The following is a 17,739-nucleotide window of genomic DNA, read 5'->3' on the forward strand; positions in this document are numbered from 1 at the left end:
TTGCGGTAGGCACACTCTATATATTCCTCAATCCGTTTCAGATTGGATGCCTTATCTCCCCATACCGGATGGAATGTAACTACAGAAATCATACAAATATCCTTCATAGCAAGACCCCCTTACAAACAAAAAAGGTGCCTGCAGGGAAAAATCCCTGCAGGCACCTTTACTTTATATTTTAAGAATTGAACGGAAGTCCCGGAAAATCAAACCACTGTCTCAGCCTCTGATGCCTTCTGTAGTCACTCTGGCTGCAGAAGACAGAGGCTTTTTCTGTTCTTCCTTTATAGCCCATTTCTTTTTATCTGCTTCATTTCTCCAGCGGAGAATGGCCGCAATCACAAAAGCCAGCGCCAGCATGGCAGAAAACAGATGAAGGGTGGCTGCATAGCCGCCGGTGTTTTCTTTCATGAAAGCCAGGATCAGAGGTCCTGCCACGCCGGCCATGCCCCAGGCGGTAAGGATGGAACCGTGAATGGAAGAAAGCTGCTTTACGCCGAAAATATCGGAAAGGTAAGCAGGCATGCAGGAGAATCCGCCGCCGTAGCAGCTGATAATCAAAAGAACCAGCGCCTGAAAAACAAGGCCTTCCGTTGTCAGGGAAAGCTGGTAAAAGGCCCAGACTTCCAAAGCAAAGAATACCATGTACGTAATGCCCCGGCCGATCCAGTCAGAAACCGTAGACCATACGATCCGTCCGCCGCCGTTCACGATACCGATAATGCCAACCAGGGATGCCGCCTGCACCGGCGTCATGCCGATGACTTCCTGTGCCATGGGCGAAGCCACTGCCAGCAGTCCGATACCGCAGGTAATGTTGGTAAAGAAAATCCACCAGAGTGCATACCATTTCCAGGTATGCATCGCTTCTTTCCGGGTCATTTGGGGCCCAACCACCGTTCTCTTAGTGCCCCGTTCTGCTTCTTTCCGGAGCACATCCTCCAGCATGACAGGAATTTCCCCTTTCTTCGGCGGACGGAGATAGGAAGCGGAAAGAGAAATAATCACCGCATAGGCAATGCCAAGAATCAGAAAATTGGCGGTCAGTCCATAGGAATCGGTGAGATACCGCATCAGCGGTCCTGCTACCAGGGCGGCAAAGCCAAAACCCATAATAGCCAGACCTGTCGCAAAGCCGCGATGCTCAGGGAACCATTTCACCAGCGTAGACACGGGCGTAATATATCCTGTCCCAAGTCCGATTCCCCCAATAGCACCGTAGAAAATATACAGAAGCACCGCCGACTGCATATGCACTGCCAGCGCTGTTCCCAAAAGACCGCTCCCGAAAAAGGCCGCCGACACCAGCCCGGATCTGGCCGGTCCCATCCGTTCCACTACACCGCCCAAAAAGCCGGCGGAAAGCCCGAGAAACAGGATGGCAATAGAAAAGGCCCAGGTCGTTTCCGAAAGGGAAAGACCCATAGCCGCCATGACCGGCTTCGTCAGTACACTCCATGCATACACACTGCCGATGCAGATGTGGATTCCCACAGCTGCAAGAGCAATCAGCCAGCGATTTTTCTTTTTCATGTAAATCCCTCCATAAGCAAAATGCAATGAAGGGAAACCGGAGACGCAAAGACCGTCTGAGTAGGTTTCCCTGCCCAGACGGTCGGCCTGTTCAGAAAATATCGGTTCACGTGGTCAATTCCACATTCATCCGTCAGTTCCGATATCTCTCTTGATTGTACATACAGGATAGCATGGAAAAGAAGCGGTGTCAAGAAATTTCTACAGCCGCTTAAGAAGCTGCCGGCCATGCCTGACACTATTTACAAAGGCTGATACGCCTGCCGCCAGCCGCATCCCTATTTCGGACATACGGCCAATCACGGCTGACTGCACCATCTGCTACTCCTTTACCAGCCTTGCCCGGAAGGCAATGTCCCTGGTGGTTTCCATACTGTCAAAGCGGATACGATAGGAATTCCCCTTTTCATCCACTTCTTCAACAGTACCGACGCCAAAGACACTGTGCCGCACCCGGTCTCCCGGCTGAAAATGATGATGGTCCCCTTCCTCCTTCAAGTACAGGCTGCTTCTTTCCACGTAAGCCTTCCCTGCTGTCCAGAGAGCTTCATTCACCGGAGGATCAAAGTACAGCTGCTTTCTGTCTATATCCAGGATAAAACGGGAAGGGAAACGGGGCGTGCCGTCCAGATTGGTTCCTTCTGCTTCCGTCAGATACAGATTGTCTTCTGCCCGGGTCATAGCTACGAAGGCCAGGCGCCTTTCCTCTTCCATGCCGTTCTTTGTCCTTGTCTTTCGGGACGGGAAAATGCCTTCATTCATCCCGCAGAGGAAAACAACAGGAAATTCCAGCCCCTTTGCGGTATGAACCGTCATGAGGCGGACGCAGTCTTTTCCAGGCGCCCGATCCGTATTGGAATAAAGAGCCGCATGTTCCAGATAATCAGAAAGGGACGTTTCCTCTCCTGCCGATGCTTCATACTCAAAGACAGACTGTTTGAGTTCTGCCAGATCATCCAGCCTTTCCTGGCTTCCTTCGGTACGGAGCATTTCTTCATATCCGCTTTCGTCCAGTATGGCAGACAGCACCTCAGAGACCTGCTTTTCCTGGCTGTCTTTGGAAAAATATTCAATCAGCTCGATAAAATCTCCGGCCTTTGTTTTTTTGAAGAGAGGATCTTCCACATTCTGCTTCAGCGCTTCATACAGGGTCATATGCCCGGCTTCCGCTTTTTCCGTCAGAAATTCCATGCGGCGGCGGCCTATATTTCTCTTGGGCCGGTTCACAATACGGCGGAAGGCCATATCATCTTTATAGGCAATCATGCGCAGGTAGCAGAGAGCATCCTTGATTTCCATGCGGTCAAAGAACTGGGCTCCGCTGTAGATTGTATAGGGGATCTTTTCCTTCAGCAGCGCTTCTTCCAGATTTCTTGTAACAAAATGGGCACGGTAAAGAACTGCCATGTCCCCGTATTTTTTCCCTGATGCATGAAGTTTCTGGATTTCTTCAGCCACCCGCCTGGCCTCTTCTCCCGCATTGGCCAGGGGCATGCAGGTGACAGGCGCTCCCGTTCCTTTATGGGAAATAAGATCCTTGCGGATACGGTTCTCGTTCTTGTCAATGAGTGAGTTGGCTGCTGCCAGAATTTCCGGTGTGGAACGATAATTATCATTCATGATGATCGTTTTTACATTCGGAAAGTCCCGGTCGAAATGAAGAAGATAGCGCACATCCGCACCGCGCCAGGTGTAAATGGTCTGGTCAGGATCCCCTACGATAAACAGGTTTCCATGATATCCGTAAAGAGCTTTCATCAGCCTGTACTGAAGCGGATCAATATCCTGAAATTCATCAATCATAATGTATTCCAGTCTTTTCTGCCACTTCAGCCGGATGTCCTCATTTTCTTCAAAGATGTACAGCGTGAATTTGATCAGATCATTATAATCCAGGGCAAAGCATTTCTTTTCCTGGTACAGATAGCCATAAAAGATGATGTCTTCCACCGTAAGGGCCTTATGATATTTTTCATAAAGCAGGGACAGGGGCATGGCAATCATATCCTTATAATAGTCCGGCTGCCAGACGCATTTTTTCATTTCGATCATGTCCCTGGCCTTGTTGAAGGGCATATCCCGGAGCGTCAGTCCCCGTTCCTCGTAAATCATCTGCAGCATATCGTCTATATCGGAATTGTCAATGACCAGGAAATTCTTGGGATAGGACACGGCATAGCTTTCTTCCTGCAGCACCGACACGCAGAATCCGTGAAAGGTATTGATATAGCCGGTGTCATTATCACCGGTCAGACTATGGATGCGCCTTGCCATTTCTCGGGCAGACTTGTTGGTAAAGGTAACGCAGAGTATATGGCCCGGCAGAATGCCCAGTTCATTGACCAGGTAGGCAAACCGGTAGGAAAGGGCCCGCGTCTTCCCCGATCCTGCTCCGGCAATGACCCGCACACAGCCTTCCGTGGAAGTCACTGCTTCCTTCTGTTTTTCATTCAATGCATCCCATAGACTGTCCATTGTAATTCCTCCGAACTTATATTCTAATCTCATTATACAATAGGATGCAGGGAATGGAAAGGGTGCGGAGGATGGTCGGCGCTCTGTCGGGCTTATTTTTAAGACCGCTTCCGAGCTGTCTGGTCTATGCTGCCTTCGGCATCATAAAAAATGGGCGCCCGGAGGGCACCCTCTTTATCTCCATGAAGCGGGCTCACTACTTTCTGAACCAGCCGGGAAAGCCAAGCGGTTCCCGGGCAGAACCTCAGGCACTGAATGGCCAAAGCCCCGATCGTGCCTCAAACCCTTTGCACTCATCTGCCTGCGGGAATACAAGCTCCCGGTAACAAATGATTCCATCCTATTTCCACACAATACAGGCAATTCCTGCCAGGGTAAGCACCACTCCTGCCATCTGACGGAGCTTCAGCTTTTCCTTATAAAAAGCAGCACCCACAATCATGAGGACCGCCACAATGAGGCTGTTGCTGAGAATGAAGGCTGTCTGCACCGTCCATCCGGCCCGGTACATAAAAATGTTGCCCAGTTCGATGCCTACAATGGAAAGTCCCAGTCCCAGCGCGGCAGAATTCCATGAAAAGATTTCCTTCTTCCTGTTTTCCCCCCTGGGCGCCAGCAGGAAATACAGCACAAAGGAAGTCAGTGATGCGGAAAGGTAGGTCAGAACCAGTGCCGCCAGAGGATGAATGCCGGTAGAAATCTCCTTGACTCCCACCTGATAGGCGGTGCTGCAGAATACAATCAGCCCTATGGGCCACCAGAATTTCATAGTTCACCTCACAATACAGAACATGCCGGCTGCTGCCAGAAAAACTCCCAGGTACTGCAAACCGTTCAGTGATTCCCCGTACAGCCAGTGCCCCACTGCCAGAAGAGTCACAATGGACAGGGCAGTATAGACTAAAAATCCGATATTCATGGTCCAGCCGACCCGATACATGTAAATGGAACCTACTTCCAGTCCTGTAATGGCCAGGCCGACTATGAGAGCCGCCGGATGGGGAGGAAATACTGCCTGCAGAATGTGCCCTTCCGGCACCAGGCATTCAAAAAGAACAGCACAGAGAAAAGCGCTGACCAGATATGTCATGCCCAGCGCTGCCAGCGGACTTTTCCGGGATGACAGCCTTCGGGCACAGACCTGATAGAAAACATCGGCAAAAACCATCAGAAATACAGGCCACCATAAGGCAAATACACTGCTCATTCCCCTCTTCCTTTCTCCGCACTTCATCTACGGGATAAAAAAAGTGCTTTCTCTATCTCTCCCGAAGAAAGGCGCCGACTTCTGAAAATCAGCGGCTTTCTCCGTACCTGCGGAAATAGAGAAAACACTTTTGATGGATAATTCCATAACTGCTCCACCCGGTGGCGAAGCATTGTGTAAGAATATTATAGCACATATGGGGCAGCTCTGCCGCCCCGGTTCCTTACAGTCAGAGCGTCGTTTCACCGCAAGGGGAAATACGCCGCCTGCCGGAATCATTCTTTTTCCAGTATATGAAAGAAAGCACTTACCGCTTCCAGTCCTTTGACCAGTGTTTCCGGATCATGTCCATAACCTACCCGGAAGGAAAACGGCTCTTCAAAGCAGTCTCCCGGCACGGTAAAAGCACCGGTTTCATAGTACATGCGATGACAGAACAGAGCAGAAGGCATGTCGAAGTCATAGTATACCAGAGCCATGGTGCCTGCTTTCGGTTTAACAAAGGATGCATGCTTTTCTTTTTCCACCCATTCCTCCAGCAGGGGCAGGTTGTGCCGGACAATCGCCCTGTTCCTCTCCAGCAGTTTTTCCTTATGGCGCAGAGCCAGAGCAGCTACGGCTTCATCAAAAAGTCCGCAGCTGACCAGATCATAATCCCGAACCCGCCGGAACTGGGCCAGTGCCTTTTCGCTTCTTGTGGCCAGCCAGCCAAGTCTGAGTCCTGCCAGGGAGAAAGATTTGGACATGGAGCCTGTGGCGATTCCTTTCTCATAAAGGTCTGCCACGGAAGGGCAGCGGTCCTTCTTTGTCTGGGCAGCGCCTGCATATACCTCATCGCAGAAAAGATAAGCACCTGCTTCTTCTGCAATATGGACAATCTCTTCCATCATATCCCGTGGTATCAAGGAGCCGGTAGGATTGTTGGGGTTGTTGAGACAGATCATGCGGACACCGGCTTTGGCCGCACTGCGGAGTTCCTCCAGATCCGGCAGATATCCCCTTTCCTTTTTCAAATGAAGCACGGTTACCTGGGCTCCCAGAGATCGGGGTGCCGAATAAAACTGCTGGTAGCTGGGTGCAAAGGCAATAACCCGGTCTCCCGGACGGATGAGGGAAAAGAAAATATGCTGGTTCCCGCCGGTAGCTCCGTGTTCCGTCAGTATCTGTTCCGGCCGGATATGCTCATAAAGCCCGGCGATTTCCTGCTTCAGCGCCTTATCTCCCCAGATAGGGCCGTAGGTCTGTTCCCTTTGGAAAAAAGATTCCATGAAATCCTTTTTATCTTCCCCCGTAAGAGAAAAAAGCTCATTTAAGGTCAAAGGCCTGGCACAGGTATCGGTTATGTTATACCGGGCCCCTTCCTCATACCGGTCCATCCAGTCTTCTACACCAAATTGTTCAACAATCATTACATCCACCTGTCTGTCAAAATATTATTTCTCCGCTGCCGGTCAGCCTCACCGGTCTATTCCTCAGGCTGCCAGTTTTTGCATACGTCTACCCATCCTCTGGCCCGGGACGCTTTTTCCAGTTCTTCCAATGTCAGCTTCACAGCGCTGTGATCTGTCCCGGCCGCCGGATAGACAATATCGAAACGCTTCATGGATACATCCAGGTATACAGGAACCGTTTCAGGCAGCGCAAAAGGGCACACACCGCCGGGACGATGGCCGATATATTTTTCGCAGTCAGCTCCGGGAATCATTTTCGCCTTTTTATGAAAAGTTTCCTTGTATTTATGATTATCCACCCGGGCATCCCCTGCCACCACCACAATCAGCGGCTTGTCATCCAGAAGGAATGACATGGTTTTCGCAATGCGGGCTTCCTCCGTACCCAGGGCTTCTGCCGCCAGTGCCACGGTGGCACTGGATTCTTTTAAATCAATGCAGCGGTCGGAAAGACCAAATGGTTCCAGATACGCTTTAACCTTCTCAAAAGACATAAATAATCCCTCCTTTAGGGAAAAGCCCATGCAGTCATGTTTTGATTTCATGTAATTCTGTCCATGAATCCATTCTTTCCCAGTAATATCTTAATATACCACGAACAGAAAGAAATCTGCAACAGAAAAGAGACGGTGCCTGCCGGCAGCTCCGTCTCTCCCTTTTCTTTTATTCGTTTTTCAGCCTTCCAAAAGGCACCTTCAGCTTCAGATTTTCCGGGATATAGTCATCTCTGCCCCACTCCTCAATGGTCATAGTACCGTCTTCCTTCACCAGGATCCGGCACAGCGCAGCATTGCCAATGGGGTGTTTCCACAAATCGTTGAGCGGATATCCGGCGATACGGAAGAGAATCGTGCTGAGGCAGCCCATATGGGAAACCAGGAGTACCGTTTTCCCTGTCTCATTCCGAAGAATCTGCAGAAATGCTTTCCATGCCCGCTCCTGCACTTCGGCAAAAGTTTCTCCTCCATCAATATGGACATCCCCAGGACAGCTTCTCCACAAATCGTACTGTCCCGGATAGAGTATATCCATTTCATCGGGCGTATGTCCATCCCATCGTCCCAGATTGATTTCAATCAGTCCCTGCTCCGGAATCAGGGGAATAGGCTTCTTCCCCCTGATCACATCCGCTGTTTCCACCGCTCTTTTCAACGGGCTGGTGTAAACGGCATGAAACGGAACAGAAGCCAGCTCCGCCGCTGCACAGGCCGCCTGGGCCCTTCCTCTTTCATTGAGAGGAATATCGCTCCATCCCTGCATGCGGTGGGCCGCATTCCAGTCCGTTTCCCCATGACGCACCATGTATACCGTAGTCATAGCCATCCTCCTTTCCTCTTATCATACCACGTTTTGAACCCGGGCTGACCGGCCCGGGTTCAGAGGATTCCAAAAAGGAAGAACAGTGGCGGTGCCTGCAGGAATACCGCCTGCTGCCGTCATTGACAGGCCCTATGCAGAAAGGAATATTTCCACCCCGATACCGATAAGGATCAGGCCGCCTACCACCGTGGCCCGGTCAGCCAGCTTCATGCCGAACTGCCGTCCCAGAAAAATGCCTGCCAGGCAGATGATAAATGTCACCGCTCCGATCAGGATGCCGGCCGTCATGGCTTCCTCCAGCCGGTAGGCCGCAATGGTAAATCCTACGGACAGGGCATCCATGGATGTGGCCAGTCCCTGGATAAAAAGGCTTTTAAAATCAGTCTCGGGACATACATCTTCTTCTTCGCCGGACAGGCCGTCCCGAATCATGAGAATGCCCAGGGTGCAGAGAAGAATCAAAGCCGCCCAGGGAATAAAAGGCAGGATGCACTGAAAAATATCAATGATCCAGTTTACGCAGACCCAGCCGATCATGGGCATGAGAAACTGGAAGAAGCCGAATGTACCGGCAATGATGCCCATTTTCTTCCATCGCATGAAAGGCTCATGAATACCATTGGCCAGAGAAACAGAAAAAGCATCCATGGAAAGGCCGATTCCCAAAAGGATGCTGTTCAAAACAAAAATAAAATCCATAGCAGTCACTTCCTAAGGAGAGATGTCTTCACGAAGCCAGCAAAAAAGAGACTCCGTGCAGGCGGAAACCATGCACGTGAGTCTCGCAATTTCAAGATAAGCCAGGCTGATGCCAGTATGTTGACTTGCTCCACAAAGTGGCTGCTACTCCCTCACTTATTGAGAATGATAACACATCCATCATCGAATGTCAAAGAAAATATCGGCAAAATCCGGAATCTTCTAATCAATATCTATTCTCAATTAGATTGGCGGAACTTCTTTTATTCCTGTACGAAGGGCTTGACATCCTTCACTGCTTCCGCAGCGTCGATCCGTTTTCCATCATGATCCATATCAATCAGTACATAGCGGTCATTGCCCATGCCCAGCTCTTTCATATATGTCAGCTGCCGCAGTCCGTGGCGGGATTCCATCCGTTCCACCAGGTCATGGTGTTCCCCTTCCTTCATGGCGTACACCATATCTACCGATGCCTGATCAACAGCCAGAATGTCCAGGGAGGCCAGGATGCCCACGTTCGGTGTTACCACAGGCATGGCATTTACCCCTTCACAGTCGCAGGAAACGGACATATTCCGCATTACGTTGATAAAAGCGATATGTTTTCCAAAATAGTCCACAGTGGCTTTGGAAGATTCGGAAATCCGTTCCATCAGTTCTTCCTTGCTGATAGACCACTGCCCCTCTCCGGGATGGGTATGGATCATGGCCTTGCCGATACGGCCATCGGCACAGCCGATGCCGATATTCTTATTGGATCCGCCGAATCCGCCCTGCACATGTCCCTTGAAATGGGTCAGCACCAGCATGGAATCATACCTTGTTTCATGGCTTCCCACAGACATTTCCGTAAACCATTTGCCGCCCTTTACCGGAAGCATGACCGTGCCTTCTTCATCCATGATATCCACCGGTGCAAAGGTCCAGCCGTTGACTTCAAGGGTTTTCCGATGTGCCTCTGTGGTATACCGATCCCCTTCATAATAGGTATTGGTTTCCACAATCGTGCCGCCGGGGATTTCCTTATCAATCAGCTCTTTCACCCAGGGACGGGGAATGATATTGGGTCCGTGCTGTTCTCCCGTATGAAGCTTGACAGCCACCTTTCCCGTCAGGTTTCCCCTGATTTTTTCATACATCCGTACAAGGCCTGCTGCCGACAGGTCCCGGGTGAAATAAACGATGGATTCATTTCCTGTTCTTTTTTCATAGGGGATATACTGATTTCCCCCTGTACCTGCTCTTTTTTCCATTTCCTTTTCCTCCTGCAAATGGATAAATAAAAAACCTGCCCTGCGGCAGGCTTTTATTAAGGAAATACTGTTTCAATCGTAAGATGAACCAGCGGTTCCTTAATTTTCATCCAGAAAGCGTGCCGCCTCCGGATTCTTTCTGATTTCCTGAATATCCGCTTCCGTAGGATATACCGGGATATCACGGTCATGGTTCACAAGGCAGAGAAAACCGAGGATATCTCCCATATCTGCCTTGAACTGGTGCCATTCCCAGGGAGCAATGGTGATAAAGTCCCCTTCGTGCACTTCCACCACCTGGTTTCCAAGAAGAGCATGTCCTTTCCCCTTGAAAATCAGGACTGCATGCATGTGCTTATGATGCTCAAAGGAGGAAAAGCCTCCCTTTTCCACCTGGAAATACCGGAACTGTACCGGAAGATCCGCTTCATTGTCAAAAAGAATCTGTTTGGTCACATCCCGGAATACGCCGGGATTTTCTTTGTAAATATGGGGCTCAATACCGTCCCACCTGTTTTTGTCCTGATGAAAGCGATGTATCATGTTTCCTCCTGTTCTCCGTCTATTTTACCATAGCCGGCGCAGAAAAGGCATGCGCTTTCATCCCCTCCATTATAAAAAGTGAAAGTGCACTTTAGTCAAGGGCAGAAAAAGCAATGCAACGCGCTGCATGGGGCTCTGCCGCCTTCCCCGCCTGTCATTCCTTCCAATCAAAAACGCCGCCCGAAGGCAGCGTTTTTCAGAAGACTATGAATTATTTCAGTACTCCGATTTCTTTATAATACTTTTCAGCTCCCGGATGAAGCGGTACGCCGGCAATATCCTTCACTGCATTTTCCGGGGTAAGGCCTTTCAGATTCTTCTGGGACTGTCCCATTTCATCCATGTGTTCCCAAAGGGTCTTGGTCAGCTGGTAAACCACATCCTCCGGCAGATCTCCGCGGCAGAACATAACCATTTTGATGGCAGAGGTCTTTACATCCTTATCCTGGTTCGGATAGGTGCCGGCTTTGATTGTGTAGTCGGTGTACCAGGGGTACTTGGCCTTCAGTTCCTTCATCAGGTTATCGTCAATGGGCACCAGGTGCGCTCCGCTGGTCAGGGCCTGGGTAACGGCGGAAGCGGGAGCGCCGGACATAATCCATGCGCCGTCGATGGAACCGTTCTGCAGCATATCTGCCGCATCGCCGAAGGTAATGTATTCCGCCTTGATATCATCGGGGAACTTCATGCCTGCAGCGGTGAGGTGAGCTTCCGCTTCGTTATAAACGGAAGAGCCTGCAGAGGCTACGGCAAAATGTTTTCCCTTGATGTCCTGGATATTTTCAATACCGGAATTGGCACTGGCTACTACCTGGTTTGGATTCAGGTACAAACCGCCGATAACTTTCAGATCCGGATAGGCATGATCCTTGAAGGTATCCAGGCCTTTGTAGCACTGATACACATTGCTGGCAATGGCAATAGATACCTGGGCCTCTCCGTCGGATACCATATTCAGGTTCTCGATCCCGCCGGCGGAAGCCTGGCTGGCTGCCTGCACACCGGGCACATTATTGCTCCACATATTGGTAATGGCTGCCCCTACCGCATAGAGGGCGCCGGATGCACCGGCAGTGGGGAAATTAATTTTCAGTGTCTGTCCTGCAGCCGGTTTGGCGCTGCTGCTTTTCCCCTTGTCATCACCGCAGCCTGCCAGAGCCCCTGCCATGACCATGGCTGCCATGGATACTGCCAGTACTTTCTTCCAGTTTTTCATAGTTCTTCCTCCCTTACTGCAATTCTTCCTTATGATATTTTCTATAAATTCCGTCGGACCCGGATGGAAATCCCGGGAAGCGGATTTTATGCTGCTTCTGCTTCCTTCTTTTCCCTGTTTCGTTTCATCCACTGGTAAATGCATACGACTGCAATACCTGCGGCTCCTGCCGCATCAGTCCAGATGCCGGGCAGAAGCAGGAACGGCGACGAAGCAATAAGAATGACCCGCTCCAGCGCACTGCACCGCCGGAGAATCCAGCCTTCCAGACCTGCCACCAGGGCAAAGGTCCCTATCATGGCCGTAAAGACGGCCCATCCGGTGTCAAAGAGCGTAGCCGTTTTCGATACGCCGATAAGAAGCACCGGATTATCCAGGAAAAAGAAAGGAATAATAAATCCGATAAGCCCCAGACGTACAGCCCAAAGGCCGGTCTTTGTCTGGTCAGAGTCGGCAATGCCTGAAGCCACATATGCCGACATGGCCACCGGCGGAGTAATATTGGACAGGCAGGCATAAATCAGGCAGAACAGATGGGCAATCAAAGGCATGGCACCAGCCTTGATAAGGACCGGCACTGCCACCGCCTGCACAATGACATAGGCTGCCACGCCGGGAACACCCATGCCAAGGATAGCAGACATAATCATGACCAGGAACCCGGCCAGGTAAATGCTGCCGCCGTTGACAACGGAAAGAATGAGATACCCCATATTGAGGCCTAAAGAGGTAAGTGTTACCGTACCGATAATGACACCGATGATGACGCAGCATACGCCGACAGAAATGGCACTCTTTGCCCCTTCCACCACGGCTGCCAGAATTTTATCCGGCGTCATGCGGGTATCCTTTCTGAGCCAGCTGGCACCGATGGTGACGAAAATGGAAATTACCGCTGCGTACAGAGGGGTGAAGCCGGCAAACATGAGTCCGATAAGACTAAAAAGCGGAAGCACCAAATGGCCCTGCTCACGAATGACCTTCATGGCATCAGGGATATTTTCCTTGGCAATGCCGGAAAGTCCCAGCCGTTTGGCCTCAAAGTGAACCGCAAAGAGAAGGCCTATATAATAGAGAAGTGCCGGTGTCACGGAAGCCAGTGCTACATAGGTGTAGGACAGATTCAAAAATTCTGCCATTACGAAGCCTACGGCCCCCATAATAGGCGGTGTAAACTGACCACCCGTAGAAGCCACCGCTTCTACGGCTCCTGCAAATTCCTTCTTGTATCCTGTCCGTTTCATCAGAGGAATGGTAATGGTGCCGGTGGTTGCCACATTGGCAATGGCGGAACCATTGATCATGCCCATGAGTCCGGAAGCAATGACTGCCACCTTGGCAGGGCCGCCGGAAGTGCGTCCCACCAGAGTCAGGGAAAAATCATTAATAAAATGAGAAAATCCACTGTATTTCAGGAATGCGCCAAATACGACAAAGAGGAAAATATAGGTAGCCGATACGCCAATACCGGTACCGAGAAGGCCCTGGGTGCCCCAGAACTGCGTGATCAGCACACGTTTCAGGGTAAAGCCGTTATGTCCCAGATACCCCGGCAGATAAGCGCCGAACCAGTTGTAGGCCAGAAACAGCCCTGCCAGTATGGCCAGATTGCCGGATGCTCTTCTTGCCGCTTCAAAAACACAGATCAATGCTACAAAGGCAATGCCGATTTCCAGCGTATTAATGCGTCCACCGGTCTGGGCAATGCGGGTATAGTTGAAAATCAGGTACAGGAAAGAGCCTGCCGATCCGAGAATAAAGAACCAGTCCCACAGCGGCGGAATCTTTCTTCTCCTTTTTTCCTTCTTATAAGTAGGAAACAGAAGAAAGGTAAAAACCAAAAGGAAAATGCAGTGAATCGCCCTGAGGTTAATGGCACTGATGGCTCCTACGGTGGTGAAATACAGCTGGAATGCTGTCCACACGCATAAAAGAGCTATGATGATTTTCCCCATGGGACCATCATAGATTCGCATGCGGGAATCGGCATCCTTATCTTCCAGCATTTTCCTGGCCTTTTCGTCCAGTTCCGCTTTCGTCCCCTCTACATCTTCCAGGCGGACGTCTGCTTTTTCATTGTTCATTTGTCAAAACTCCTCCCAAACTTCTCTCCTCCGTGAAAGAAATGCTGACATATCCAGCAGGTCAGTCAGGATTTCCTCAAGGAAGCGGGGCAGCTGCCTGCGCCTCCTTAATCCGAAAGTAATTAATGAAAGTATACCACGAAAGGAAATCCTGTGCCAGTAGCCTCAGGGACAGCAGACTGCCCTTTCCGTTTCATCCCCCATAGCCTGTTCCAACCTCCTTGTAGTATAATAATTAATGTGATAATTATTCTCTATTACAGGAGGTTTACGATGAAAGAAACATACAGCAGAACTAAATCCGTCTGGCAGCGCATGAATAAAAAAGAACGCCAGGCTGTTATGGATTATGGGGAAAAGTACAAAGCTTTTCTTGATACCGCCCGCACCGAACGGCTGGCAGCGGCTGAAATTATCCGCCAGGCGGAAGACAAGGGTTTCAAACCCGTATATACCATGAAATCCCTGAAGCCCGGCGACCGGGTATACTGGAACCAGAAAGGCAAATCCGTTATTCTGGCAGTGATCGGGCAGGAACCGGTTCATGAAGGAATTAAAATCGTAGGCTCCCATATCGATTCCCCGAGACTGGACCTGAAGGCCAATCCGGTCCACGAGCAGGAAGGAGTCGTATATTTCCGCACCCATTACTACGGCGGCATTAAGAAATACCAGTGGCCAACCATTCCTCTGGCCCTCATCGGCGTCATTTATACCAGAGATGGAAAGAAAGTAGAAATCAATGTGGGCATGAAAGAAAACGACCCCATTTTCTACGTGTCCGACCTCCTCATCCATATGGCCCAGGACCAGATGAAGAAGCCCCTTGCGGAAGGCATTACCGGTGAACAGCTGCAGGCTATTGCCTGGACCAATGCGGAAGAAAAGACCAAGCCAAAGGAAGCGTTCATGAAATGGCTGAAAGATACCTACGGCATTGAAGAAGAAGATTTCGCCACCGCTGAATTGGAGCTGGTTCCTGCTACAAAGAGCAGAGATGTGGGCTTTGACCGCTCCCTCATCGCTTCCTACGGCCAGGATGACCGCGTATGCTCCTATGCCAACCTGGAAGCCATCCTCAATGCCAAACCCGGCGTAAAGACCCAGGCCGCTCTTCTCACCGACAAGGAAGAAATCGGTTCCTACGGCAATACCGGCATGGAATCCTCCTATTTTGTCAAATTTGTCATGAAGCTCCTTTCCCTGCAGGGACAGAATACCCTTCTTGATTTCTATGAAACCATGGAAAACAGCGAAATGCTTTCCGCTGATGTCAACTCCTGCCTGGACCCCATGTTCCCGGAAGTGTCTGAAAAAGACAATGCCTCCTTCATGGGCTACGGCATTAACCTCACCAAGTACGGCGGCGCCCGGGGCAAAGCAGGAAGCAATGATGCCAATGCAGAATTCCTGCAGAAAATCCGCACCATCTTCAATGAAGCCGGTGTATGCTGGCAGATTGGCGAACTGGGCAAAGTAGACCAGGGCGGCGGCGGAACCATTGCCTTCATGATGGCCGACTGGGGCGCTGAAGTAGTAGACTGCGGCACAGCCATGCTGTCCATGCATTCTCCCTATGACCTTCTCTCCAAGGCCGATGCCTATGAAACCTACCTGGCTTACAAGGCATTCTTTGAAAGTAAATAAGATGCAGTAAAAAAAGCGGCGCTGCGGCGCCGCTTTTTTATTATCTGTTTTCTTTGTGCGGGGTGTTGTATTCCCGAAAGTTGATGTGCCTATCCTGCATGGGACGGACAGGTCACTCCAAAGCGGTGCCTGCTGCCGCTGTGATTCATGAACTCATGAACCGCCTGCATGTCGGCACAGTCCTCTTCCTTCTAAAGAGATGCCGCAGGTAGAAGAGGAAATCCTGCTCTACAGTCTTACCGGCTCACATCAATCCTATTTCCCCGCCGGAAATACCTTATTCAAAAACCAGGTCAATCCCGCAAAGAGAGCCATCACCGCGAAAAGGAGCGGATAGGCGATAACCATCAGCATAACTGCTGATTCTACACTTGTCATGATTTCCTCCTTATCCCAGCACCGGAATCAACGCCAGCACCAGACCACCGGCCACCACGGAAGCCACCTGGCCGGCCACATTTACACCCATGGCATGCTGGATAATATAATTGGACGGGTCCTCCTTCAGAGCCAGCTTGGCAATAACCCTTCCCGACATGGGAAATGCGGAAATCCCGCAGGCACCGATCATGGGATTAATCTTTTTCTTCAGGAAAAGATTGGCCAGCTTGGCAAAAAGCACGCCTCCCACCGTATCAAAGACAAAGGCCAGGGCGCCAAGCACCAGAATCTTGAGCACATCCAGGGTCAGTATATTGTCGGCTGTCATGGTTGCTCCCACGGTGATTCCCAGGAGAAGCGTGACCAGATTGGACAGTTCGTTCTGCGCCGCATTGGACAGGGAATCCGTAACGCCCGATACCTTCAGCAGGTTGCCGAACATGAGCGCACCGATCAGAGGAACGGAAATGGGCGCCAGAATGCCGGCAATGATAACAACCATCAGCGGGAAAAGAAAACGGGCGGTCCAGGAAACCGGCTTCTCTTCCCGAAAAGGCATACGGATCATCCGCTCTTTCTTTGTGGTCAGAAGCTTCACAATGGGCGGCTGGATAATCGGCACCAGGGACATGTAGCAGAAAGCCGTCACCGTAAGAGGTGCCAGCAGATTCACTGCAAATTTCTGGGCCACAAAGATGGTTGTCGGGCCGTCTGCTGCACCGATAATGCCGATGGATGCCGCCTCATTAAAGGAAAATCCCGCCATAGCCGCCAAAAGAGCTGCTGCAAAGATTCCAAAATGAGCAGCCGCTGCAAACAGCATGACATAGGGAGCACGAATGAGAGGATCAAACTCGCACATGGCCCCTACCGCAATAAATATGAGAACAGGAAACAGCTCATTGGCAATGCCCGCCTCATACAGAACAGACAGGAATCCCGGCTCCCCGCCGCCTGTCGGAATTACTGCAAAATGTCCCGGTATATTGGCCAGTATGCATCCTACCCCCATGGGGAAAAGAAGCATGGGTTCATAATCCTTTTTGACCCCCAGATAGATGAGAATGCCGCCGATAAAAAACATCATCCATACCGACGGATCCCCCATGCCTGCCACACCGCTGAATAACTCCCATACTACATTTTCCCATGCTGTCATGAAGACCTCCCAAATGAATAAAAATACAATTTCCCGGCTTCGCTTTTTCTCTGTTCCTGATAGTCTGCGGTAAATTTCCTCCCTCAAACGAATAGAAAAATAATAACTTCAGATATATGATTTTAAAAAAAAGACCTGACATTTTTTCAATGCCAGGTCCTTCATTCAGGATGGATTTCCTACCCCTGTGCCATACGCAGGAAACAAGATATGTAATTCAAGAAACAGTGCTCATAAACACTTGCTTTATAAATTATATCCGAAAACCGGAAGAATGACAAATACAAGAAGTGCCCAGATAATGCCGGAACCAATAAATATACCTGCCGTAATAGCAAATCCCTGCTTGGAATTGGGAACTCCCAGAAGACTGAAATTGCCAAATACACCGCGGCGCACCATAAATCCATTGGACTTTCTCTGCCGGAACCATTTCAGCTTGTTTTCCTGTCCAATACTGTAGGCCACAATAACAGCCACTATGGAAGCAATCAGCCAGTACAGAAGAAACCGGGCTGCGCTGAAATCATGTACATCGGATAAATCAATTAATTGCATAGTCAAGACTCCTTATCAAGTGTAATGATATCAGTATTTTCAGTAGAATGCAAGAGGATAATAGAGGCCGTCAGGCAGTGGGGAGCAGGCAGGCAGCCCGGACAGACAGAACATCGACCGCCATGCAGCCATGCTTCTCTGCCCTCCAGAACAGCAAAAAGCACTCTCCGAAGAGAGTGCTTTTAATTGACGGATTTCTGAAAGAAATCA

At 50.3% G+C, this 17,739-nt stretch carries 16 protein-coding genes and 1 riboswitch; of the genes, 1 reads left to right on the forward strand and 15 read right to left on the reverse strand.

Features of this window, described 5'->3' with window-relative positions:
• Positions 1–219 precede the first annotated feature (219 nt).
• The 12 genes from ACI4N7_RS06450 to ACI4N7_RS06505 form a co-directional block, all read right to left on the reverse strand.
• Entirely contained in the window at positions 220–1,533 is a 1,314-nt protein-coding gene (locus ACI4N7_RS06450; protein WP_439732532.1) for an L-lactate MFS transporter, read from the reverse strand.
• 65 nt (positions 1,534–1,598) lie between these two features.
• Positions 1,599–1,684, reverse strand: a riboswitch (ZMP/ZTP riboswitch).
• Between the two features lie 170 nt (positions 1,685–1,854).
• On the reverse strand, positions 1,855–4,008 hold the full coding sequence (locus tag ACI4N7_RS06455) for an ATP-dependent helicase (RefSeq protein ID WP_439732533.1): 2,154 nt from the start codon (positions 4,006–4,008) through the stop codon (positions 1,855–1,857).
• A 340-nt stretch (positions 4,009–4,348) separates the two neighbouring features.
• Positions 4,349–4,777, reverse strand: a complete 429-nt coding sequence (locus ACI4N7_RS06460; protein WP_439732534.1) for an EamA family transporter — start codon at positions 4,775–4,777, stop codon at positions 4,349–4,351.
• A gap of 3 nt (positions 4,778–4,780) precedes the next feature.
• Entirely contained in the window at positions 4,781–5,215 is a 435-nt protein-coding gene (locus tag ACI4N7_RS06465; protein WP_439732535.1) for an EamA family transporter, read from the reverse strand.
• A gap of 275 nt (positions 5,216–5,490) precedes the next feature.
• Positions 5,491–6,624: an aminotransferase gene (locus ACI4N7_RS06470; RefSeq protein ID WP_439732536.1), complete on the reverse strand. Its 1,134-nt coding sequence runs from the start codon at positions 6,622–6,624 to the stop codon at positions 5,491–5,493.
• 56 nt (positions 6,625–6,680) lie between these two features.
• Positions 6,681–7,160 (reverse strand): YbaK/EbsC family protein, encoded by a 480-nt coding sequence (locus ACI4N7_RS06475; protein ID WP_439732537.1) that lies wholly within the window; start codon positions 7,158–7,160, stop codon positions 6,681–6,683.
• Between the two features lie 169 nt (positions 7,161–7,329).
• Positions 7,330–7,983: a histidine phosphatase family protein gene (locus ACI4N7_RS06480; RefSeq protein WP_439732538.1), complete on the reverse strand. Its 654-nt coding sequence runs from the start codon at positions 7,981–7,983 to the stop codon at positions 7,330–7,332.
• Between the two features lie 132 nt (positions 7,984–8,115).
• Positions 8,116–8,685 carry a manganese efflux pump MntP gene (locus tag ACI4N7_RS06485; RefSeq protein ID WP_439732539.1) on the reverse strand — a complete coding sequence of 190 codons (570 nt, stop codon included), beginning with the start codon at positions 8,683–8,685 and terminating at the stop codon, positions 8,116–8,118.
• Between the two features lie 263 nt (positions 8,686–8,948).
• On the reverse strand, positions 8,949–9,941 hold the full coding sequence (locus tag ACI4N7_RS06490; protein WP_439732540.1) for a DUF362 domain-containing protein: 993 nt from the start codon (positions 9,939–9,941) through the stop codon (positions 8,949–8,951).
• 99 nt (positions 9,942–10,040) lie between these two features.
• A complete protein-coding gene (locus ACI4N7_RS06495; RefSeq protein ID WP_439732541.1) occupies positions 10,041–10,484 on the reverse strand; it encodes a cupin domain-containing protein in 444 nt (147 codons plus the stop codon).
• Positions 10,485–10,695: 211 nt separating this feature from the next.
• Positions 10,696–11,700: a TAXI family TRAP transporter solute-binding subunit gene (locus ACI4N7_RS06500; protein ID WP_439732542.1), complete on the reverse strand. Its 1,005-nt coding sequence runs from the start codon at positions 11,698–11,700 to the stop codon at positions 10,696–10,698.
• A gap of 86 nt (positions 11,701–11,786) precedes the next feature.
• The gene (locus ACI4N7_RS06505; RefSeq protein WP_439732543.1) at positions 11,787–13,784 is read right to left on the reverse strand and encodes a TRAP transporter permease; all 1,998 of its coding nucleotides are present in this window, start codon (positions 13,782–13,784) and stop codon (positions 11,787–11,789) included.
• A 273-nt stretch (positions 13,785–14,057) separates the two neighbouring features.
• Between ACI4N7_RS06505 and ACI4N7_RS06510 the strand changes: the two genes are divergently transcribed.
• On the forward strand, positions 14,058–15,431 hold the full coding sequence (locus ACI4N7_RS06510) for an aminopeptidase (protein WP_439732544.1): 1,374 nt from the start codon (positions 14,058–14,060) through the stop codon (positions 15,429–15,431).
• Positions 15,432–15,686: 255 nt separating this feature from the next.
• On the opposite strand, the gene ACI4N7_RS06515 is transcribed toward ACI4N7_RS06510, so the two are convergent.
• The 3 genes from ACI4N7_RS06515 to ACI4N7_RS06525 form a co-directional block, all read right to left on the reverse strand.
• Positions 15,687–15,809: a hypothetical protein gene (locus tag ACI4N7_RS06515; protein ID WP_439732545.1), complete on the reverse strand. Its 123-nt coding sequence runs from the start codon at positions 15,807–15,809 to the stop codon at positions 15,687–15,689.
• 10 nt (positions 15,810–15,819) lie between these two features.
• Entirely contained in the window at positions 15,820–16,971 is a 1,152-nt protein-coding gene (locus ACI4N7_RS06520) for a sodium ion-translocating decarboxylase subunit beta (RefSeq protein WP_439732546.1), read from the reverse strand.
• 246 nt (positions 16,972–17,217) lie between these two features.
• Positions 17,218–17,529 carry a phospho-N-acetylmuramoyl-pentapeptide-transferase gene (locus ACI4N7_RS06525; protein ID WP_439732547.1) on the reverse strand — a complete coding sequence of 104 codons (312 nt, stop codon included), beginning with the start codon at positions 17,527–17,529 and terminating at the stop codon, positions 17,218–17,220.
• Positions 17,530–17,739: the final 210 nt, after the last annotated feature.

The organism is Dialister sp. (assembly GCF_051885895.1).
In the GTDB taxonomy this organism is placed as follows: Bacteria; Bacillota; Negativicutes; order Veillonellales; family Dialisteraceae; genus Dialister.